13 protein-coding genes and 1 pseudogene are annotated in these 16,925 nt (G+C 70.8%); all 14 read left to right on the top strand.

What is annotated here, in order from left to right:
* Positions 1 to 10 precede the first annotated feature (10 nt).
* Positions 11 to 566, top strand: a pseudogene (locus AC1VM9_RS01900) (NuoB/complex I 20 kDa subunit family protein).
* Positions 563 to 1,339, top strand: a complete 777-nt coding sequence (locus AC1VM9_RS01895; RefSeq protein WP_483120863.1) for an NADH-quinone oxidoreductase subunit C — start codon at positions 563 to 565, stop codon at positions 1,337 to 1,339. The pseudogene AC1VM9_RS01900 and the gene AC1VM9_RS01895 overlap by 4 nt, the downstream one beginning before the upstream one ends.
* Complete coding sequence (locus tag AC1VM9_RS01890) at positions 1,339 to 2,736, top strand: NADH-quinone oxidoreductase subunit D (protein WP_483120862.1); 1,398 nt, start codon at positions 1,339 to 1,341, stop codon at positions 2,734 to 2,736. The genes AC1VM9_RS01895 and AC1VM9_RS01890 overlap by 1 nt, the downstream gene beginning before the upstream one ends.
* The gene (nuoE, locus tag AC1VM9_RS01885; protein ID WP_481340794.1) at positions 2,733 to 3,485 is read left to right on the top strand and encodes an NADH-quinone oxidoreductase subunit NuoE; all 753 of its coding nucleotides are present in this window, start codon (positions 2,733 to 2,735) and stop codon (positions 3,483 to 3,485) included. Before AC1VM9_RS01890 ends, nuoE begins: the two co-directional genes overlap by 4 nt.
* Positions 3,482 to 4,828 carry an NADH-quinone oxidoreductase subunit NuoF gene (nuoF, locus tag AC1VM9_RS01880; RefSeq protein ID WP_483120860.1) on the top strand — a complete coding sequence of 449 codons (1,347 nt, stop codon included), beginning with the start codon at positions 3,482 to 3,484 and terminating at the stop codon, positions 4,826 to 4,828. The genes nuoE and nuoF overlap by 4 nt, the downstream gene beginning before the upstream one ends.
* Positions 4,825 to 7,335, top strand: a complete 2,511-nt coding sequence (locus tag AC1VM9_RS01875) for an NADH-quinone oxidoreductase subunit G (RefSeq protein WP_483120858.1) — start codon at positions 4,825 to 4,827, stop codon at positions 7,333 to 7,335. Before nuoF ends, AC1VM9_RS01875 begins: the two co-directional genes overlap by 4 nt.
* Positions 7,332 to 8,738, top strand: coding sequence for an NADH-quinone oxidoreductase subunit NuoH (gene nuoH / locus AC1VM9_RS01870; protein WP_483120856.1), 1,407 nt, complete (start codon positions 7,332 to 7,334; stop codon positions 8,736 to 8,738). Before AC1VM9_RS01875 ends, nuoH begins: the two co-directional genes overlap by 4 nt.
* The gene (gene nuoI / locus AC1VM9_RS01865) at positions 8,731 to 9,549 is read left to right on the top strand and encodes an NADH-quinone oxidoreductase subunit NuoI (protein WP_483120854.1); all 819 of its coding nucleotides are present in this window, start codon (positions 8,731 to 8,733) and stop codon (positions 9,547 to 9,549) included. Before nuoH ends, nuoI begins: the two co-directional genes overlap by 8 nt.
* Positions 9,546 to 10,334 (top strand): NADH-quinone oxidoreductase subunit J, encoded by a 789-nt coding sequence (locus AC1VM9_RS01860; protein ID WP_481340789.1) that lies wholly within the window; start codon positions 9,546 to 9,548, stop codon positions 10,332 to 10,334. The genes nuoI and AC1VM9_RS01860 overlap by 4 nt, the downstream gene beginning before the upstream one ends.
* Before the next feature lie 5 nt (positions 10,335 to 10,339).
* A complete protein-coding gene (nuoK, locus tag AC1VM9_RS01855; protein WP_481340822.1) occupies positions 10,340 to 10,630 on the top strand; it encodes an NADH-quinone oxidoreductase subunit NuoK in 291 nt (96 codons plus the stop codon).
* 15 nt (positions 10,631 to 10,645) lie between these two features.
* A complete protein-coding gene (gene nuoL / locus AC1VM9_RS01850; protein ID WP_483120852.1) occupies positions 10,646 to 12,628 on the top strand; it encodes an NADH-quinone oxidoreductase subunit L in 1,983 nt (660 codons plus the stop codon).
* Positions 12,628 to 14,250 carry an NADH-quinone oxidoreductase subunit M gene (locus AC1VM9_RS01845; RefSeq protein WP_483120850.1) on the top strand — a complete coding sequence of 541 codons (1,623 nt, stop codon included), beginning with the start codon at positions 12,628 to 12,630 and terminating at the stop codon, positions 14,248 to 14,250. The genes nuoL and AC1VM9_RS01845 overlap by 1 nt, the downstream gene beginning before the upstream one ends.
* Entirely contained in the window at positions 14,247 to 15,860 is a 1,614-nt protein-coding gene (gene nuoN, locus AC1VM9_RS01840) for an NADH-quinone oxidoreductase subunit NuoN (RefSeq protein ID WP_481340786.1), read from the top strand. Before AC1VM9_RS01845 ends, nuoN begins: the two co-directional genes overlap by 4 nt.
* A 77-nt stretch (positions 15,861 to 15,937) precedes the next feature.
* Positions 15,938 to 16,891 (top strand): polyprenyl synthetase family protein, encoded by a 954-nt coding sequence (locus AC1VM9_RS01835; protein WP_483123947.1) that lies wholly within the window; start codon positions 15,938 to 15,940, stop codon positions 16,889 to 16,891.
* The last annotated feature ends 34 nt before the right edge of the window (positions 16,892 to 16,925 follow it).

Raw genomic sequence — 16,925 nt, 5'->3', positions numbered from 1 at the left:
GGAGTAAGCAATGGGTCTGGAAGAGAAGCTGCCCGCAGGGTTCCTGCTCTCGACCGTCGAGGGCCTGGCCGGCTACATGCGCAAGGCCTCCATCTGGCCGGCGACGTTCGGCCTGGCCTGCTGCGCGATCGAGATGATGGCCGTCGGCACGCCCGACTACGACATCGCCCGCTTCGGCATGGAGCGCTTCTCGGCGACGCCGCGCCAGGCGGACCTGATGATCGTCGCCGGCCGGGTCAGCCAGAAGATGGCCCCGGTCGTGCGCCAGGTCTACGACCAGATGCCCAACCCCAAGTGGGTCATCTCGATGGGGGTCTGCGCCAGCTCGGGCGGCATGTTCAACAACTACGCGATCGTCCAGGGCGTCGACCACATCATCCCCGTCGACATCTACCTGCCGGGCTGTCCGCCGCGCCCGCAGATGCTCCTCAACGCGATCATCGAGCTGCACCACCAGATCGAGAAGCTCGCCGCTCGGCGTCAACCGCGAACACGCCGCCCGCGCCGCCGAGGAGGCCGCTCTCTCGGCCACCCCGACGCACCAGATGAAGGGGCTGCTCGCATGAGCGAGGACACGAGGGACGCCGTCCACGCCGACACGACCAAGGACCAGACCTCCGGCATCACGCCCGGCGAGGTCGAGCTGGCCCAGCCCGACGGCGCCAACCCCACCGGCCCGCGCGTCGTGGGCGTGCGCCAGGGCATGTTCGGCGCGACGATGGCCCAGGACACCACCGGCTACGGCGGCCTGCGTCGCCCGATCCTCGTGCCCGGCGCGTCGGAGCGGCCCTACGGCGGCTACTTCGACGAGGTCGCCGACAACCTCGAGCGCGGCCTCGTCGGTGGCTCGGCCTCCTACGCAGAGGCCGTCGACCGCGTCGTCGTCGACCGCGGCGAGATGACCATCCACGTGCGCCGCGAGCACCTGCTCGCCGTGGCCCGCGTGCTGCGCGACGACGCGTCGCTGCGCTTCGAGGTCTGCACCGGCGTGTCCGGCGTGCACTACCCCGAACGCACCGGCGAGGAGCTGCACGCGGTCTACCACCTCCTGTCGATCACCCACGGCGGCAGGCGCGTCCGCGTCGAGGTCTCGTGCCCCGACGACGACCGGCACATCCCGTCCGTCGTCTCGGTGTACCCGGCCAACGACTGGCACGAGCGCGAGACGTGGGACATGTTCGGGATCGAGTTCGACGGCCACCCGGCCCTGACCCGCATCCTCATGCCCGACGACTGGCCGGGCCACCCGCAGCGCAAGGACTACCCCCTCGGCGGCGTCCCCGTCGAGTACAAGGGCGCCACCGTCCCGCCGCCGGACCAGCGGAGGTCGTACAACTGATGAGCACGCACACCGAGTTCACCCAGACCGAGGTGCCCGACGAGGGTGCCAACGACGTCTACGCGACGTCGGTCGCCGACGAGGAGGCCGCCTCCGGCGCCCACGTCTTCAACGCCGCGGGCGGTGACTGGAACGACCTCGTCGACGAGGCCACCTCGCTCGGCGAGGAGCGCATCGTCGTCAACATGGGTCCCCAGCACCCGTCGACGCACGGCGTGCTGCGCCTCATCCTCGAGATCGACGGCGAGACGGTGACCGAGGCCCGCGCGGGCATCGGCTACCTGCACACCGGCATCGAGAAGAACATGGAGTACCGCAACTGGGTGCAGGGCGTGACGTTCTGCACGCGGATGGACTACCTGACGCCGATGTTCCAGGAGGCCGCGTACTGCCTCGCCATCGAGAAGCTGCTCGGCATCACCGACCAGATCCCCGAGCGGGCCAACGTCATCCGCGTCCTCATGATGGAGCTGACGCGCGTCAACTCGCACATGGTCTGCCTCGGCACCGGTGGCATGGAGATGGGCGCGACCACCGTCATGACCGTCGCGTTCCGCGAGCGCGAGCGGGTCCTTCGCATCTTCGAGATGGTCACCGGGCTGCGGATGAACAACGCCTACATCCGTCCGGGCGGCGTCGCCCAGGACCTCCCGCCGGGCGCCATCGACGCGCTGCGCGAGATGGTGCCGCAGGTCCGCCGGGGCCTCGGCGAGCTCGAGGCGCTCCTCAACGAGAACCCGATCCTCAAGGGCCGCACCGTCGACGTCGGCGTCCTCGACCTCGCCGGCTGCATGGCCCTCGGGATCACCGGTCCGGTGCTGCGCTCGACGGGCCTGCCGCACGACCTGCGCAAGCTCGACCCCTACTGCGGCTACGAGACGTACGACTTCGACGTCATCACCCGCACGAGCCAGGACGCCTACGGGCGCCTGCGCATCCGCATCGACGAGATGTACGAGTCGCTCAAGATCGTCGAGCAGTGCATCGACCGGCTCCAGGCGGACGAGGGCGCCGACAACGCGGTCATGGTCGAGGACCGCAAGATCGCGTGGCCGGCGCAGCTCGCGCTCGGCAGCGACGGCCTCGGCAACAGCCTCGACCACATCCGCGAGATCATGGGCACCTCGATGGAGTCCCTGATCCACCACTTCAAGCTCGTCACCGAGGGCTTCCGCGTCCCGCCGGGTCAGGTGTACGTCGCCATCGAGTCGCCCAAGGGCGAGCTCGGCTGCCACCTCGTGTCCGACGGTGGCACGCGCCCGTACCGCGCGCACTTCCGCGACCCGAGCTTCAACAACCTGCAGGCCGTGGCCGCCATGTGCGAGGGCAGCCAGATCGCCGACGTCATCGTCGCGGTGGCCTCGATCGACCCCGTCATGGGAGGTGTGGACCGTTGAGCGGTCACGACGCGTCAGGCCACCTGCACGTCAGCCCGGAGTCCAAGGCGCCGTACGACGACGAGACGCTCGCCCGGCTGCGCGCCGACGCGGCCGAGGTGATCGCGCGCTACCCGCAGAAGCGCTCGGCCCTGCTGCCGCTGCTGCACCTCGTGCAGTCGGTCGACGGCTATGTCACGGGTCGCGGCGTCACCTTCTGCGCCGAGGTCCTCGACCTCACCGAGGCCGAGGTCAGCGGTGTCGCGACGTTCTACACCCAGTACAAGCGCCACCCCAACGGTGAGTACACGGTCGGCGTCTGCACCAACACGCTGTGCGCGATCATGGGCGGCGACCTCATCTTCGACCGCCTGTCCGAGCACCTCGGCGTCGGCCACGACGAGACCACCGAGGACGGCAAGATCACCCTCGAGCGCGTCGAGTGCAACGCGGCCTGCGACTACGCACCGGTCGTCATGGCCAACTGGGAGTTCTTCGACAACCAGACGCCCGAGAGCACCATCGGCCTCGTCGAGGACCTGCGCGCCGGCAAGGAGGTCGCCCCGACCCGCGGCGCCGCCAAGGTGTGCACCTTCAAGGAGGTCTCGCGCGTGCTCGCCGGCTTCCACGACGGACGCGGCGACGAGGGCGTGGGCGCCGGGCCGGCCTCGCTGCTCGGCCTGAGGATCGCCAACGAACGTGGCTGGGTGGCCCCGGGTGCCGGCGGCGCGAACGGCTCGCAGCCCGACGGGAAGGACGGATCGAAGTGACCGACACGCTGACCCCGATCCTCACGAAGTTCTGGGACGACCCGCAGTCCTGGACCCTCGCGACCTACGAGCGTCACGACGGCTACAAGGCGCTGCGCAAGGCGCTCGACATGCAGCCGCAGGCGATCATCGACGCCGTCAAGGACTCCAGCATCCGCGGCCGCGGCGGCGCCGGCTTCCCGACCGGCATGAAGTGGTCGTTCATGAGCCCGCCCGACGGCGGCCCGCGCTACCTCGTCGTCAACGCCGACGAGTCCGAGCCGGGCACGTGCAAGGACGTGCCGCTCATGATGGCCAACCCGCACTCGCTCATCGAGGGCGTCATCATCTCCTCGTACGCCATCGGCTGCGAGCACGCGTTCATCTACCTGCGCGGCGAGGTCGTGCACGTCTACCGCCGCCTGCTTCGCGCGGTCGAGGAGGCCCGCGCCGCGGGCTATCTCGGCGACGACGTGGGCGGCAAGGGCGTCACGGTCGACATCACGGTGCACGCCGGCGCCGGCGCGTACATCTGCGGCGAGGAGACCGCGCTGCTCGACTCGCTCGAGGGCCGCCGCGGCCAGCCGCGCCTCAAGCCGCCGTTCCCGGGTGCCGCGGGCCTCTACGCGCGCCCCACGTCGGTCAACAACGTCGAGTCCATCGCCTCGGTCCCGGGGATCATCCTCGAGGGCCCCGACTGGTTCAAGGGCATGGGCACCGAGAAGTCCACGGGCTTCGGCATCTTCAGCCTCTCGGGCCACGTGACCAACCCCGGCCAGTTCGAGGCGCCGCTCGGCATCACCATGCGTGAGCTCATCGACCTCGCCGGCGGCATGCGCGAGGGCCGCCGGCTGAAGTTCTGGACGCCGGGCGGCAGCTCGACGCCGATCTTCACCGAGGAGCACCTCGACGTGCCGCTCGACTTCGACTCGGTCGCCGCGGCCGGCTCGATGCTCGGCACCCGCGCGCTGCAGGTCTTCGACGAGACCGTGTCGGTCGTGCGGGCCGTGGCCCGCTGGACCGACTTCTACGCCCACGAGTCGTGCGGCAAGTGCACCCCGTGCCGCGAGGGCACGTGGTGGCTGCGCCAGATCATGAACCGCATCGAGAACGGCCAGGGCACCCAGGACGACATCGACAAGCTCGTCGACATCTGCGACAACATCCTCGGCCGCAGCTTCTGCGCCCTCGGTGACGCCGCGACGAGCCCGATCACCTCTGCCGTCAAGTACTTCCGCGAGGAGTTCGAGGCCGGCATGCACACGCCCGCGCACGAGCTGTTCCCGCCGGAGCGGTCGGTGCTCTTCGCGGTCCAGACCTCACCGACCCAGTCCAAGGAGTCCAGCGGGATGGTGTCCGCATGACCGCCACGACCGAGAGCAAGGCGCCGGTGGCGCCCGACCTCGTCAACGTCACCATCGACGGCGTCCCGGTGAGCGTGCCCAAGGGCACCCTCGTCATCCGCGCCGCCGAGCAGGTCGGCATCGAGATCCCGCGCTTCTGCGACCACCCGCTGCTCGACCCCGTCGGGGCGTGCCGCCAGTGCCTCGTCGACGTCGCGATGCCCGACCGTGAGGGCAATGTCCGCCCGATGCCGAAGCCGCAGGCCTCGTGCACGATGACGGTGTCCGAGGGCATGGTCGTCAACACGCAGCACACGTCGCCGGTCGCCGACAAGGCGCAGCAGGGCGTCATGGAGCTGCTGCTCATCAACCACCCGCTCGACTGCCCGGTCTGCGACAAGGGCGGCGAGTGCCCCCTGCAGAACCAGGCCATGAGCGCGGGCCGTCCGGTGTCGCGCTTCGAGGACGTCAAGCGCACCTACCCCAAGCCGGTCAACATCTCCTCGCAGGTCCTGCTCGACCGCGAGCGCTGCGTGCTCTGCGCCCGGTGCACCCGCTTCTCCGACCAGATCGCCGGTGACCCGTTCATCGCCCTCGTCGAGCGCGGCGCGCTCCAGCAGATCGGCATCTACGAGGAGCAGCCCTTCGAGAGCTACTTCTCGGGCAACACCGTGCAGATCTGCCCGGTCGGTGCGCTGACCGGGGCGGCCTACCGCTTCCGCAGCCGGCCCTTCGACCTCGTGTCGACCCCGTCGGTGTGCGAGCACTGCGCGTCCGGCTGCGCCATCCGCACCGACCACCGTCGCGGCGTCGTGCTGCGCCGGATGGCCCTCGACGACCCGGCGGTCAACGAGGAGTGGAACTGCGACAAGGGCCGTTGGGCCTTCACGTACGCGACGCTGCCCGACCGCCTCGAGTACCCGATGGTCCGCAACGCCGACGGCGAGCTCACCGTCGTGGGCTGGCCCGAGGCCCTCGCAGCCGCCGCGGCCGGCCTGGCCGGCAAGCGCGCCGGCGTCATCACCGGCGGGCGAGTCTCGGCCGAGGACGCCTACGCCTACGGCAAGTTCGCGCGGATCGTGCTCGGGACCAACGACGTCGACTTCCGCTCGCGTCCGCACTCGGCCGAGGAGGTCGCCTTCCTGTCCGAGCACGTGGCGGCCACCGGGCCGGAAGGTGGCGCCGTCACCTACGCCGACCTCGAGAAGGCGCCGGCGGTCCTGCTCGTCGGGTTCGAGCCCGAGGACGAGTCGCCGATCGTCTTCCTGCGGCTGCGCAAGGCGTTCCGCCACAACGGGACCCGCCTCTTCGCCATCGCGTCGCACGCCACGCGCGGCCTGACCAAGCTCGGCGGCACGCTGCTGCCGACCGTCCCCGGCGACGAGGCCCTGGCGCTGGCCGACCTCGGCTCGACCGAGCTGGGTGCCCAGGCCCGCGAGGCCCTGGCCGGTGGGGGCATCGTCCTCGTCGGTGAGCGCCTCGCCACCGCGCGCGGCGCCCTCCGGGCCGCCGCCGACCTCGCCGCGACGACCGGTGCACGCCTCGCGTGGGTGCCGCGCCGGGCGGGGGAGCGCGGTGCGCTCGAGGCGGGCGCGCTCGGTGCCCTGCTGCCCGGCGGGCGTCCGGTCAACGACGCGGCCGCACGCGCCGAGGTCGCCCGCGCCTGGGACGTCGACACGCTGCCCGACGCCGCGCCCCGTGACACCGCGGGCATCCTCGCGGCCGCCGCAGCCGGCGCCATCGACGCGCTCGTCGTCGGCGGCGTCGACCCCGCCGACCTGCCCGGCGACCTCCAGGCCGACGCGGCCGCCGCGCTCGAGCAGGCGTTCGTCGTCTCCCTCGAGCTGCGAGAGTCCGCCGTCACGGCCGTCGCCGACGTCGTCCTGCCGGTGGCGCCGCAGGCCGAGAAGCCCGGGTCGTACGTCAACTGGGAGGGCCGGGTCCGTCCCTTCGAGGAGGCCCTCGCCTCCAACGCGGTCAGCGACCACCGCGCCCTCGACATGCTGGCGAGCGAGATGGGCTTCTTCCTCGAGACCCGCACCCAGGCCGAGATCCACGCGCAGTTCGAGGAGCTCGGCCCCTGGGGCGGTGCTCGCGGCACCGTCGCGCCGGCCGGCCACCGGACCGCCGGGGACGCCTCGGGCGGCGGCGACTTCGTCCTGTCCACGTGGGCCACGCTCCTCGACGCGGGCCGGATGCAGGACGGTGAGCCGTTCCTCGCCGGCACCGCCCCGAAGCCGGTCGCCCGGCTCTCGGTCGCCTCGGCCGCCGCCGTCGGCGTCGCCGACGGCGACCCGGTCACCGTGTCCGGCCCGGCCGGCAGCGTCACGCTGCCCGCCGTCGTCGTCGAGGACATGGTCGACGGCGTCGTGTGGCTGCCGGCCAGCTCGCGCCACTCCGGCACCTCGACCGGCACCTCGACCGGCACCTCGACCGGCACCTCGACCGGCAGGGGCAGCTCCGTGCACACCGGCCTCGGTACCGACGCCGGGGGCCGCGTCTCCGTCACGAAGGGTGGTGCCGCATGAGCCTCAGCCTCGCGGCAGCAGGGGTGGCCACGCTCACCCCGATGACCGAGAACCCGTCCGCCGACTTCAGTGACACCCCCCTGTGGGTCTCGCTCATCAAGGCCGTCGGCATCTTCGTCTACCTGCTGGTGTCGACGCTGCTCGTCATCTGGTTCGAGCGTCGCGTCATCGGCCGGATGCAGCAGCGGCCCGGGCCCAACCGCAACGGCCCCTTCGGCCTGCTGCAGACCCTCGCCGACGGCATGAAGTCGATGCTCAAGGAAGACATCACGCCGGCCAACGCCGAGAAGATCATCTACACGCTGGCCCCGCTCATCGCGGCGACGATGGCGTTCGTGTCGTTCGCGATCATCCCGGTCGGCGGCACGGTGTCGATGTTCGGCCACCGGACGCCGCTGCAGGTCACCGACGTGCCCGTGGCGGTCCTGCTCGTGCTGGCCGTCGCATCGGTCGGCGTGTACGGCATCATCCTGGCCGGCTGGTCCTCGGGCTCGACCTACCCGCTGCTCGGTGGCCTGCGCTCGACGGCCCAGGTCATCAGCTACGAGATCGCCATGGGGCTCTCGCTCGTCGCGATCTTCCTCTACAGCGGCTCGATGTCCACCTCGTCGATCGTGTCGGCCCAGAGCTCGCCGTGGTACATCCTGCCGGCGTTCTTCTCGTTCGCCGTCTACGTCATCACGATGGTCGGCGAGACCAACCGCCTGCCCTTCGACCTCGCCGAGGGCGAGGGCGAGCTCACCGGGGGCTTCCACACCGAGTACTCCTCGATGCGCTTCGCGATGTTCTTCCTCGGTGAGTACGTCAACATGTTCACCGTCTCGGCGCTCGCCACGACGCTGTTCCTCGGCGGCTGGCAGGCCCCGCCGTTCATCGCGATGATCGGTGACGGCGCCCTCAACGGCGGCTGGTGGGGCCTGCTCTGGTTCACCATCAAGCTCTGGCTGTTCATGTTCCTGTTCGTCTGGCTGCGCGGCTCGCTGCCCCGGGTCAGGTACGACCAGTTCATGCGCTTCGGCTGGAAGTTCCTCATCCCGATCACGCTCGCGTGGGTCATGGCCGTCGCCTTCATCCGCGGCGCGCAGCTGAACTTCCTCGGCGACAGCAAGCTGACGATCGCCGGCCGCGAGCTGTCGGTCGCGACGGTCGTCATCGTCAGCGTCGTCGCCGTCATCGCGCTCGCCGCGGCCTGGATCTGGGACGACAAGCGCGCCGCCCGCCTCGCCGCCGAGGAGCAGCGCCCGCCGGAGGAGGTCGACCCGTTCGCCGGTGGCTACCCCGTCCCGCCGCTGCCGGGCCAGCGCCTCGTCGAGCCGGGCCACCGCCTGGGCTCCGAGCCGGTGCTGTCCACGGCGAGCAGCACGACCACCTCGACTCCCGCCAAGGAGGAGACCCATGGCTGACGACACCGTCGGCAAGGACGTCGCCGGGCCCGCGCAGGGCTCCGGCGCCGTCGGCAGGCCTGCCCGAGACCAGGACCGCACCGGCTCCGGTGACGATCGCGAGAAGGGGTTCCTCTCCGAGCTCTTCGCCCCGGTCGCCGGCTTCGGGGTGTCGTTCTCGACGATGTTCCGCAAGGTCGCCACCGAGGAGTACCCGGAGAAGCCGCGCCCGACGGCGCCGCGCTTCCACGGCCGCCACCAGCTCAACCGGCACCCCGACGGCCTCGAGAAGTGCGTGGGCTGCGAGCTGTGCGCCTGGGCCTGCCCGGCCGACGCGATCCTCGTCGAGGGCGCGGACAACGACGACACGCCCGGTGGCGCCGGACGTTTCAGCCCCGGCGAGCGCTACGGCCGCGTCTACCAGATCAACTACCTGCGCTGCATCTTCTGCGGCCTGTGCATCGAGGCCTGCCCCACCCGGGCCCTGACGATGACGAACTTCTACGAGCTGGCCGACAACGACCGCGGCAAGCTGATCTTCACCAAGGACCAGCTCCTCGCGCCCCTCCAGGGCGGCATGCTCCCGCCGCCGTTCCCCATGGCCGACGGCATGGAGGAGCGCGACTACTACCTCGGCAAGGTCACCGGGCCGACCGACGCGCAGCGCGAGTACGTCGACGCTCGCGACGCCGCGGCGGACACCGACGACCTCGACCTCCCGGAGTACGCCGAGGCGCCGGGCAACGTCGCCGCCGCCGGCCCCGGACAGCACGACCTCGTCCACGCGGTCAACCCGACCGCGGCCGACACCCGGGAAGGGGCCAACCCGTGACCTCCACCGCCGAAGCCGTCGGCTTCTGGCTGCTCGCCCCGCTCGCGGTCGTCGCGGCACTGGGCCTGCTCTTCGCCAGGAAGGCCGTGCACGCCGCGCTCGGCATGGCGCTCGTCATGTGCGTCCTCGGCGTCTTCTACATCATGCAGAAGGCCGACTTCCTCGGGATCGTGCAGATCTTCGTCTACACCGGCGCCGTCATGATGCTCTTCCTGTTCGTGCTCATGCTCGTCGGCGTCGACTCCTCCGACTCGATCGTCGAGACGATCAGGGGCCAGAAGTGGGCGGCGTTCCTGCTCGTCATCGGCCTGGCCGGGGTCCTCTTCTTCTCGATCGGCGCCGCGACCCTCGACCAGCCGACGGTGCAGACCGGCATGGACAAGCTCGAGTCGACCAACGCCGAGACGGGCAACATCACGGCGCTCGCCGAGCTGATCTTCGGCCAGTACGTCTGGGTCTTCGAGGTCACGTCCGCGCTGCTCATCACGGCTGCCCTCGGCGCCATGGTCCTCGCGCACCGCGAGCGGCTGGTGCCGCGCCGGACGCAGGCCGAGTGGGCCGCCAAGCGCGTCCGCGACAACACGCACGTCGCGGGCCTGCCGGCCCCCGGCGTCTACGCCCGCCACAACGCCGTCGACACCCCTGCCCTCCTGCCGGACGGCACGCCGAGCGACCTGTCCGTCTCGCGCGTCCTCGTCGCCCGCGACCAGGTCGCGACGACCGAGGGGCTCCGCGACGTCGAGCGGTACCTGGAGCACGAGATCGAGGAGGGGCAGACCAAGTGAGCCCGATGCACTACGTCTACCTGGCGGTGCTGCTCTTCGCCATCGGTGCAGCCACGGTGCTGACGCGCCGCAACGCGATCATCGTGTTCATGGGCGTCGAGCTCATGCTCAACGCGACGAACCTGGCCCTCGTCACCTTCTCGCGCATGCACGGCGCCCTCGACGGTCAGGTCATGGCCCTGTTCGTCATGGTCGTCGCCGCCGCGGAGGTCGTCGTCGGCCTGGCCATCATCATGGCGATCTTCCGTGCCCGCCGGTCGGCCTCGGTCGACGACGCCAACCTGCTGAAGCTGTAAGGAGCGCCGGACCGAATGGGAACTCTCGTCCAGACGCTGACGGGCCACTCGAGCTCGTTGGGCACGTACGCGGGCCTCGCCGCCCACGAGGGGGAGGCGCACGCCGCCACCGGCATCACGTCGGCCGCCTGGCTGCTCGTCGCGCTGCCGATGCTCGGCGCGGCGCTGCTCCTGCTCGGCGGACGCCGCACCGACAAGGTCGGACCGGTCCTCGCGACCGTCCTGTCCTGGGGCTCCTTCGTCGTCGGGGCCCTCGTGTTCTTCGCGATGCTCGGCCGCGGCACGGAGGACCGGGCACAGTCGGTGAACCTGTTCGACTGGGTGGCCGCCGGCTCGTTCCACGTGAACGCCGGCCTGCTCGTCGACCAGCTGTCCATGGTCTTCGTCCTGCTCATCACGTTCGTCGGCTCGCTCATCCACGTGTACTCGATCGGCTACATGGAGCACGACCCCGACAAGCGTCGCTTCTTCGCCTACCTCAACCTCTTCGTCGCGGCGATGCTCCTGCTCGTCCTGTCGAACAGCTACCTGCTGCTCTACGTCGGCTGGGAGGGCGTCGGCCTCGCGTCCTACCTGCTCATCGGGTTCTGGAACCACAACCCCGCCTACGCCACCGCGGCCAACAAGGCGTTCGTCGCCAACCGCGTCGGCGACTTCGGCCTGTCCATCGCCATCATGCTGATGTTCTTCCACTTCGGCGCCGTCGACTTCACGACGGTTCTCGGGGCGGCGGGCAGCAACGCGAACGAGGGCTTCATGACGGCGATGGGCCTCATGCTCCTGCTCGGCGCGTGCGGCAAGTCGGCGCAGTTCCCGCTCCAGAGCTGGCTCGGTGACGCGATGGCCGGTCCGACGCCGGTCTCCGCGCTCATCCACGCGGCGACGATGGTCACCGCCGGCGTCTACCTCGTCGTGCGCTCGGCCCCGATCTTCGAGGCCGCCCCGACGGCCCAGCTCGTCGTCGTCATCGTCGGCGCGATCACGCTCCTGTTCGGGGCGGTCGTCGGCTGCGCGAAGGACGACATCAAGAAGGCCCTCGCGGCCTCGACGATGAGCCAGATCGGCTACATGATGCTGGCCGCCGGCCTCGGCCCGGTCGGCTACGCGTTCGCCATCTTCCACCTGCTGACGCACGGCTTCTTCAAGGCCGGAATGTTCCTCGGCGCCGGCTCGGTCATGCACGGCATGAACGACCAGGTCGACATGCGCCGGTTCGGCGGGCTCTCGGGCGCCATGAAGATCACGTGGGCCACGTTCGCGCTCGGCTGGCTCGCGATCCTCGGGGTGCCCCCGTTCTCGGGCTACTGGTCCAAGGACAAGATCATCGAGGCCGCGTTCATCGGCGAGGGCTGGCGGCCGTGGGTCTTCGGCCTCGCCGCGCTCGTCGGCGCCGGCATCACCGCCTTCTACATGTCGCGCCTGTTCTTCATGACCTTCCACGGCAAGAAGCGGTGGACCGACGACGTGCACCCGCACGAGTCGGGCCTGCTCATGACGGTCCCGATGATGGTGCTGGCGGTCGGCTCGGCGTTCCTCGGTCTGGCCCTCGGCGTGACCGGCGGCATCACGAGCTGGCTCGAGCCGGTCACCGGCGCCGAGCCCGAGAACGCCCACCCGGTGCTGCCGCCGCTGGTGCTCGTCGTCCTCACCCTCGTGCTCATCGCCGCCGGTCTGGCGCTCGCCTGGCTGCGCTACTGGCGTGAGGACGTCCCCGTCACGGCGCCGGCCGGCAGCCTGCTGACGCAGGCGGCCCGCCAGGACCTCTACCAGGACCAGGTCAACGAGGCGCTGCTCATGCGTCCCGGCCTGCACCTGACGCGCTCGCTCGTCTTCGCGGACGGCAAGGGCGTCGACGGTGCGGCCGGTGGCCTCGCCGCGCTCGTCGGCGGGACCAGCGCCCGCCTGCGCAAGCTGCAGAACGGCTTCGCGCGCTCCTATGCCCTGACGATGCTCGCGGGCGTCGTCGCCATCCTCGGTGCACTGTGGGTGATCTCCTGATGACGACCGTCACGACCAGCCTGTCCGACATCCCGTGGCTGACGATCCTCGTGGTCGTGCCGCTCGTCGGCGCGCTCCTCGTCGCGTTCCTGCCCGGTAGCGCCGAGACCGCCAAGCGCATCGCGCTCGGCACCTCGGTGCTCACGCTCGTGCTCGGCATCGTCGCCGCGCTGCGGTTCGACCGGGGCAGCTCGGCGCAGTTCCAGCTCGGTGAGCAGCACGCGTGGATCCCGCAGTTCGGCGTCAGCTACGCCCTCGGCGTGGACGGCATCGCCCTCGTGCTCATCCTCATGGCGCTCGTCCTCACGCCGGTGTGCATCCTCGCCGCGTGGCACGACGTGCCCGAGGAGGTCGGCCCGCGAGGCGCCCAGCGCGTCAAGACCTACTTCGCGCTGCTGCTCGTGCTCGAGACGTTCATGGTCGGGGTCTTCGCCGCCACCGACGTGTTCCTCTTCTACGTCTTCTTCGAGGCGATGCTCATCCCGGTCTACTTCCTCATCGGGCGCTTCGGCGGCCCGCGCCGGCAGTACGCCGCGATGAAGTTCCTCCTCTTCTCGCTGGCCGGTGGTCTCGTCATGCTCGTGGCCGTCATCGGCCTCGGCATCCAGGGCCCGGGCGGCGCCGAGGGCTTCCTCGTCGAGCGCCTCACGGGCCTGCACATGGACCCGACCACCGAGCGACTGCTCTTCGTCGGCTTCTTCCTCGCCTTCGCGGTCAAGGCCCCGATGGTCCCCGTGCACACCTGGCTGCCCGACGCCGCCACCGAGTCGACACCCGCCACGGCGACGCTGCTCGTCGGTGTCCTCGACAAGGTCGGCACCTTCGGGATGATCCGGTTCTGCCTCCAGCTGTTCCCCGACGCGAGCCGCTGGGCCACCCCGGTCGTCGTGGTCCTCGCGGTGGTCTCGATCATCTACGGCGCGCTGCTCGCGATCGGCCAGACCGACGTCATGCGGCTCATCTCCTACACGTCGGTCAGCCACTTCGGCTTCATCGTGCTCGGCATCTTCGCCTTCACGTCGACCGGCCACGCGGGCTCGAACCTGTACATGGTCAACCACGGGTTCTCGACGGCGGCGCTGTTCCTCTTCGCCGCGATGCTCGTGCGGCGCCGGGGCAGCAAGCGCATCCCCGACTTCGGCGGGTGGCAGCGGGTCACGCCGGGCCTCGCGGGCATCTTCCTCGTCGCGAGCCTGTCGGGTCTCGCGCTGCCGGGCCTGGCCAGCTTCGTCTCGGAGTTCCTCGTCCTCGTCGGCAGCTTCCCGACGCAGCCGGTCGCCGCGGTCCTCGGCACGACCGGCATCATCCTGGCCGCCCTCTACATGCTGCTCATGTACAAGAAGGTCATGACCGGGCCGAAGCCCGAGGGTGTCGTCGGTGAGCGGGAGCACTCGCGCCTCGACGAGAACGGCCGTCGCGGCCTGTCGCTCGTGCGCGACCTGACGACCCGCGAGAAGGTCGTCGCCTTCCCGATCCTCGCGGCGTTCCTCGTGCTCGGGTTCTACCCCAACCTCGCGCTCAACGTCATCAACCCGGCCGTCGACAAGACGCTGACGGTCGTCAAGACCGCCGACCCGTCCCTCAACCCGGCCGGCACGCTGGCCGAAGGGAGCTCGAAGTGACCGCCGCCGCCCCGCTGGCGCTGACCACGCTTCCCGCCGCGTTCCAGCAGTCGCAGGTCGACTACCTGGCCGTCCTGCCGATGCTCATCGTCTTCGGCACGGCGATCGTCGGGGTGCTCGTCGAGGCGTTCGCGCCGCGCTCGAGCCGCCACGTCGTCCAGGTGTCGCTCGCGGTCGCCGGGCTCGTCGCCGCGGCCGTCGCGGTCGTCGCCGCGGCCGGCCACCAGGGCCTGACGTTCGGACTCGTCGACGGCGCGACCTCCCACCAGCTGTTCGCCCTCGCGGTCGACGGCCCGGCGCTGTTCATGCAGGGTGCCATCGTCCTCATGGGCATCCTCGGCGTGCTGACGATGGCCGAGCGCCTCGGCGGCGTCGGCCCGGAGGCGTTCACGCCGAGCGGTGCGTCGACGCCGGGCTCGTCGTACGAGACCGCGGCCGTCCGCGTCGGCGCGCTCACCTCGGAGGTCTTCCCCCTGACGATGTTCGCCATCGGCGGCATGATGCTGTTCCCGACCACGAACGACCTCATCGGGATGTTCGTCGCCCTCGAGGTGCTCTCGCTGCCGCTGTACATCCTCTCGGGCCTGGCCCGCCGGCGCCGCCTGCTGTCCCAGGAAGCCTCGCTGAAGTACTTCCTCCTCGGCGCGTTCAGCTCCGCGTTCTTCCTCTTCGGCACCGCGCTGCTCTACGGCTACTCCGGCTCGGTCTACTTCGGTGACCTCTCCCGGGCCGTGTCGACGGGTCCGCTGGAGATGAACGGCCTGCTCCTGCCGGGCGCGTTCCTCGTCTTCGTCGGCCTCCTGTTCAAGGTTGGTGCGGTTCCGTTCCACGCCTGGACGCCCGACGTCTACCAGGGTGCCCCGACGCCGGTCACCGGCTTCATGGCCGCGGCCACGAAGGCCGCCGCCTTCGGCGCGATCCTGCGCCTGGCCTATGTCGGCCTCGACACCGCTCGCTGGGAGTGGCAGAACGCCATCGTCATCGTGGCCCTCCTGACCATGGTCGTCGGGGCCGTGCTGTCGGTGACGCAGACCGACATGAAGCGGCTGCTCGCCTACTCCTCGATCGCGCACGCCGGCTTCATCCTCGTCGGCGTCCTCGCCTTCGACCGCGCCGGTGTCGGCTCGGTGCTCTTCTACCTCGTCGCCTACGGCTTCTCGACGATCGCGGCCTTCGCCATCGTCTCGCTCGTGCGCCAGAACGGCACCGAGGCCACCCACCTGTCGCAGTGGGCCGGCATCGGGCGTCGCCACCCGGTCGCCGGTGCCGCCTTCGCGTTCCTCATGCTCGCCTTCGCCGGCATCCCGCTGACGAGCGGCTTCGTGTCGAAGTTCGGTGTCTTCGCGGCCGCCATCGCGACGGGCGGTGCCACCGGCACGGTCCTCGCCGTCGTCGGCGTGCTGTGCAGCGCGATCACCGTGTTCGTCTACGCGCGCGTCATCGTCCTCATGTTCTTCAGCGACGCGCCGGACGACTCGGTGGAGGTCATGACGCCGTCGATGCCGACGACGTTCTCCATCGCGGTCGGCACGCTCGTGACCCTCGCCCTCGGCGTGCTGCCGTCGGCCCTGCTCGACCTGGCCGACCGCGCGTCGCAGTTCGTGCGGTGAGCGGGAGCCGATGACGACGCACGCCACGCCGCCGGTCCTCGGGATCCCGGGGGCCACGCCGGAAGCTCGCGAGTGACCTGCGCGACGGGCTCGAGCGGGTCGACGCCCTCCTGCGCGAGGTCGTCGACCACGACGACCCGTTCATCGCGCGCGCGTCGGGGCACCTGCTCGAGGCGGGCGGCAAGCGGTTCCGGCCGCTGCTGACGCTGCTCGCCGCCGAGCTCGGTGAGGGCATCAACGACGACGTCGTCCGGGCCGCGGCCGGTGTCGAGCTGACCCATCTCGCCTCGCTGTACCACGACGACGTCATGGACGAGGGCCGGATGCGCCGCGGGGTCGTCTCGGCCAACGTCGCGTACGGCAACTCGACGGCGATCCTCGTGGGCGACCTGCTCTTCGGCAAGGCCTCCGAGCTCGTCGCGGGGCTCGGGGCCGAGGCGGTCCTCATCCAGGCGCAGACGTTCGTGCGACTGTGCGCGGGGCAGATCCGCGACGACCAGGCCTGCCCGGCCGGTGTGGACCCCGTCGACTACTACCTCGGCGTCCTGGCCGACAAGACCGGCGTGCTCATCGCGACGGCCGGGCGCTACGGCGTCATGTTCAGCGGCGGCTCGGCCGAGACGGCCGAGACGATGCGCCTGTACGGCGAGAAGGTCGGCATCGCCTTCCAGCTCGCGGACGACCTCATCGACATCGAGTCGCAGGTGGGGGAGTCCGGCAAGACGCCGGGTACCGACCTGCGCGAGGGCGTCGACACGCTCGCGGTCCTGCGGGCCCGGGCCCTGGCCGACCCGTCGCGACCCGAGGACGCCCGGCTGCTCGAGCTGCTCGATGCCGACCTGTCCGACGACGACGCCGGTGTCGCGGAGGCGCTGGCCCTGCTGCGCGCCCACCCCGGCCTCGCCCAGGCCCGCGCGGAGACCGTCGCGGTGGCCCGGGACGCCCAGCGTCTGCTCGACCCCCTGCCGGACAGCGACGCCAAGGCGGCGCTGCAGGCCCTGGCCCTGTCGGTCGTCGAGCGCGCGGGGTGACGTCCGGCGCCGGTCGTGAGGTGACGCTCGGTAG

It is taken from the genome of Monashia sp. HAY1-11D, assembly GCF_056868035.1.
Note: the sequence above shows the minus strand (reverse complement) of the source record. Positions and strands in the feature narration are given on the sequence as shown.

What these genes read in the sequence shown, in the direction of transcription:
- AC1VM9_RS01895 (WP_483120863.1), top strand. Translation starts at nt 563, where the DNA reads ATGAGCGAGGACACGAGGGACGCCGTCCACGCCGACACGACCAAGGAC.
- AC1VM9_RS01890 (WP_483120862.1), top strand. Translation starts at nt 1,339, where the DNA reads ATGAGCACGCACACCGAGTTCACCCAGACCGAGGTGCCCGACGAGGGT.
- AC1VM9_RS01875 (WP_483120858.1), top strand. Translation starts at nt 4,825, where the DNA reads ATGACCGCCACGACCGAGAGCAAGGCGCCGGTGGCGCCCGACCTCGTC.
- nuoH (WP_483120856.1), top strand. Translation starts at nt 7,332, where the DNA reads ATGAGCCTCAGCCTCGCGGCAGCAGGGGTGGCCACGCTCACCCCGATG.
- nuoI (WP_483120854.1), top strand. Translation starts at nt 8,731, where the DNA reads ATGGCTGACGACACCGTCGGCAAGGACGTCGCCGGGCCCGCGCAGGGC.
- nuoK (WP_481340822.1), top strand. Translation starts at nt 10,340, where the DNA reads ATGCACTACGTCTACCTGGCGGTGCTGCTCTTCGCCATCGGTGCAGCC.
- nuoL (WP_483120852.1), top strand. Translation starts at nt 10,646, where the DNA reads ATGGGAACTCTCGTCCAGACGCTGACGGGCCACTCGAGCTCGTTGGGC.
- AC1VM9_RS01845 (WP_483120850.1), top strand. Translation starts at nt 12,628, where the DNA reads ATGACGACCGTCACGACCAGCCTGTCCGACATCCCGTGGCTGACGATC.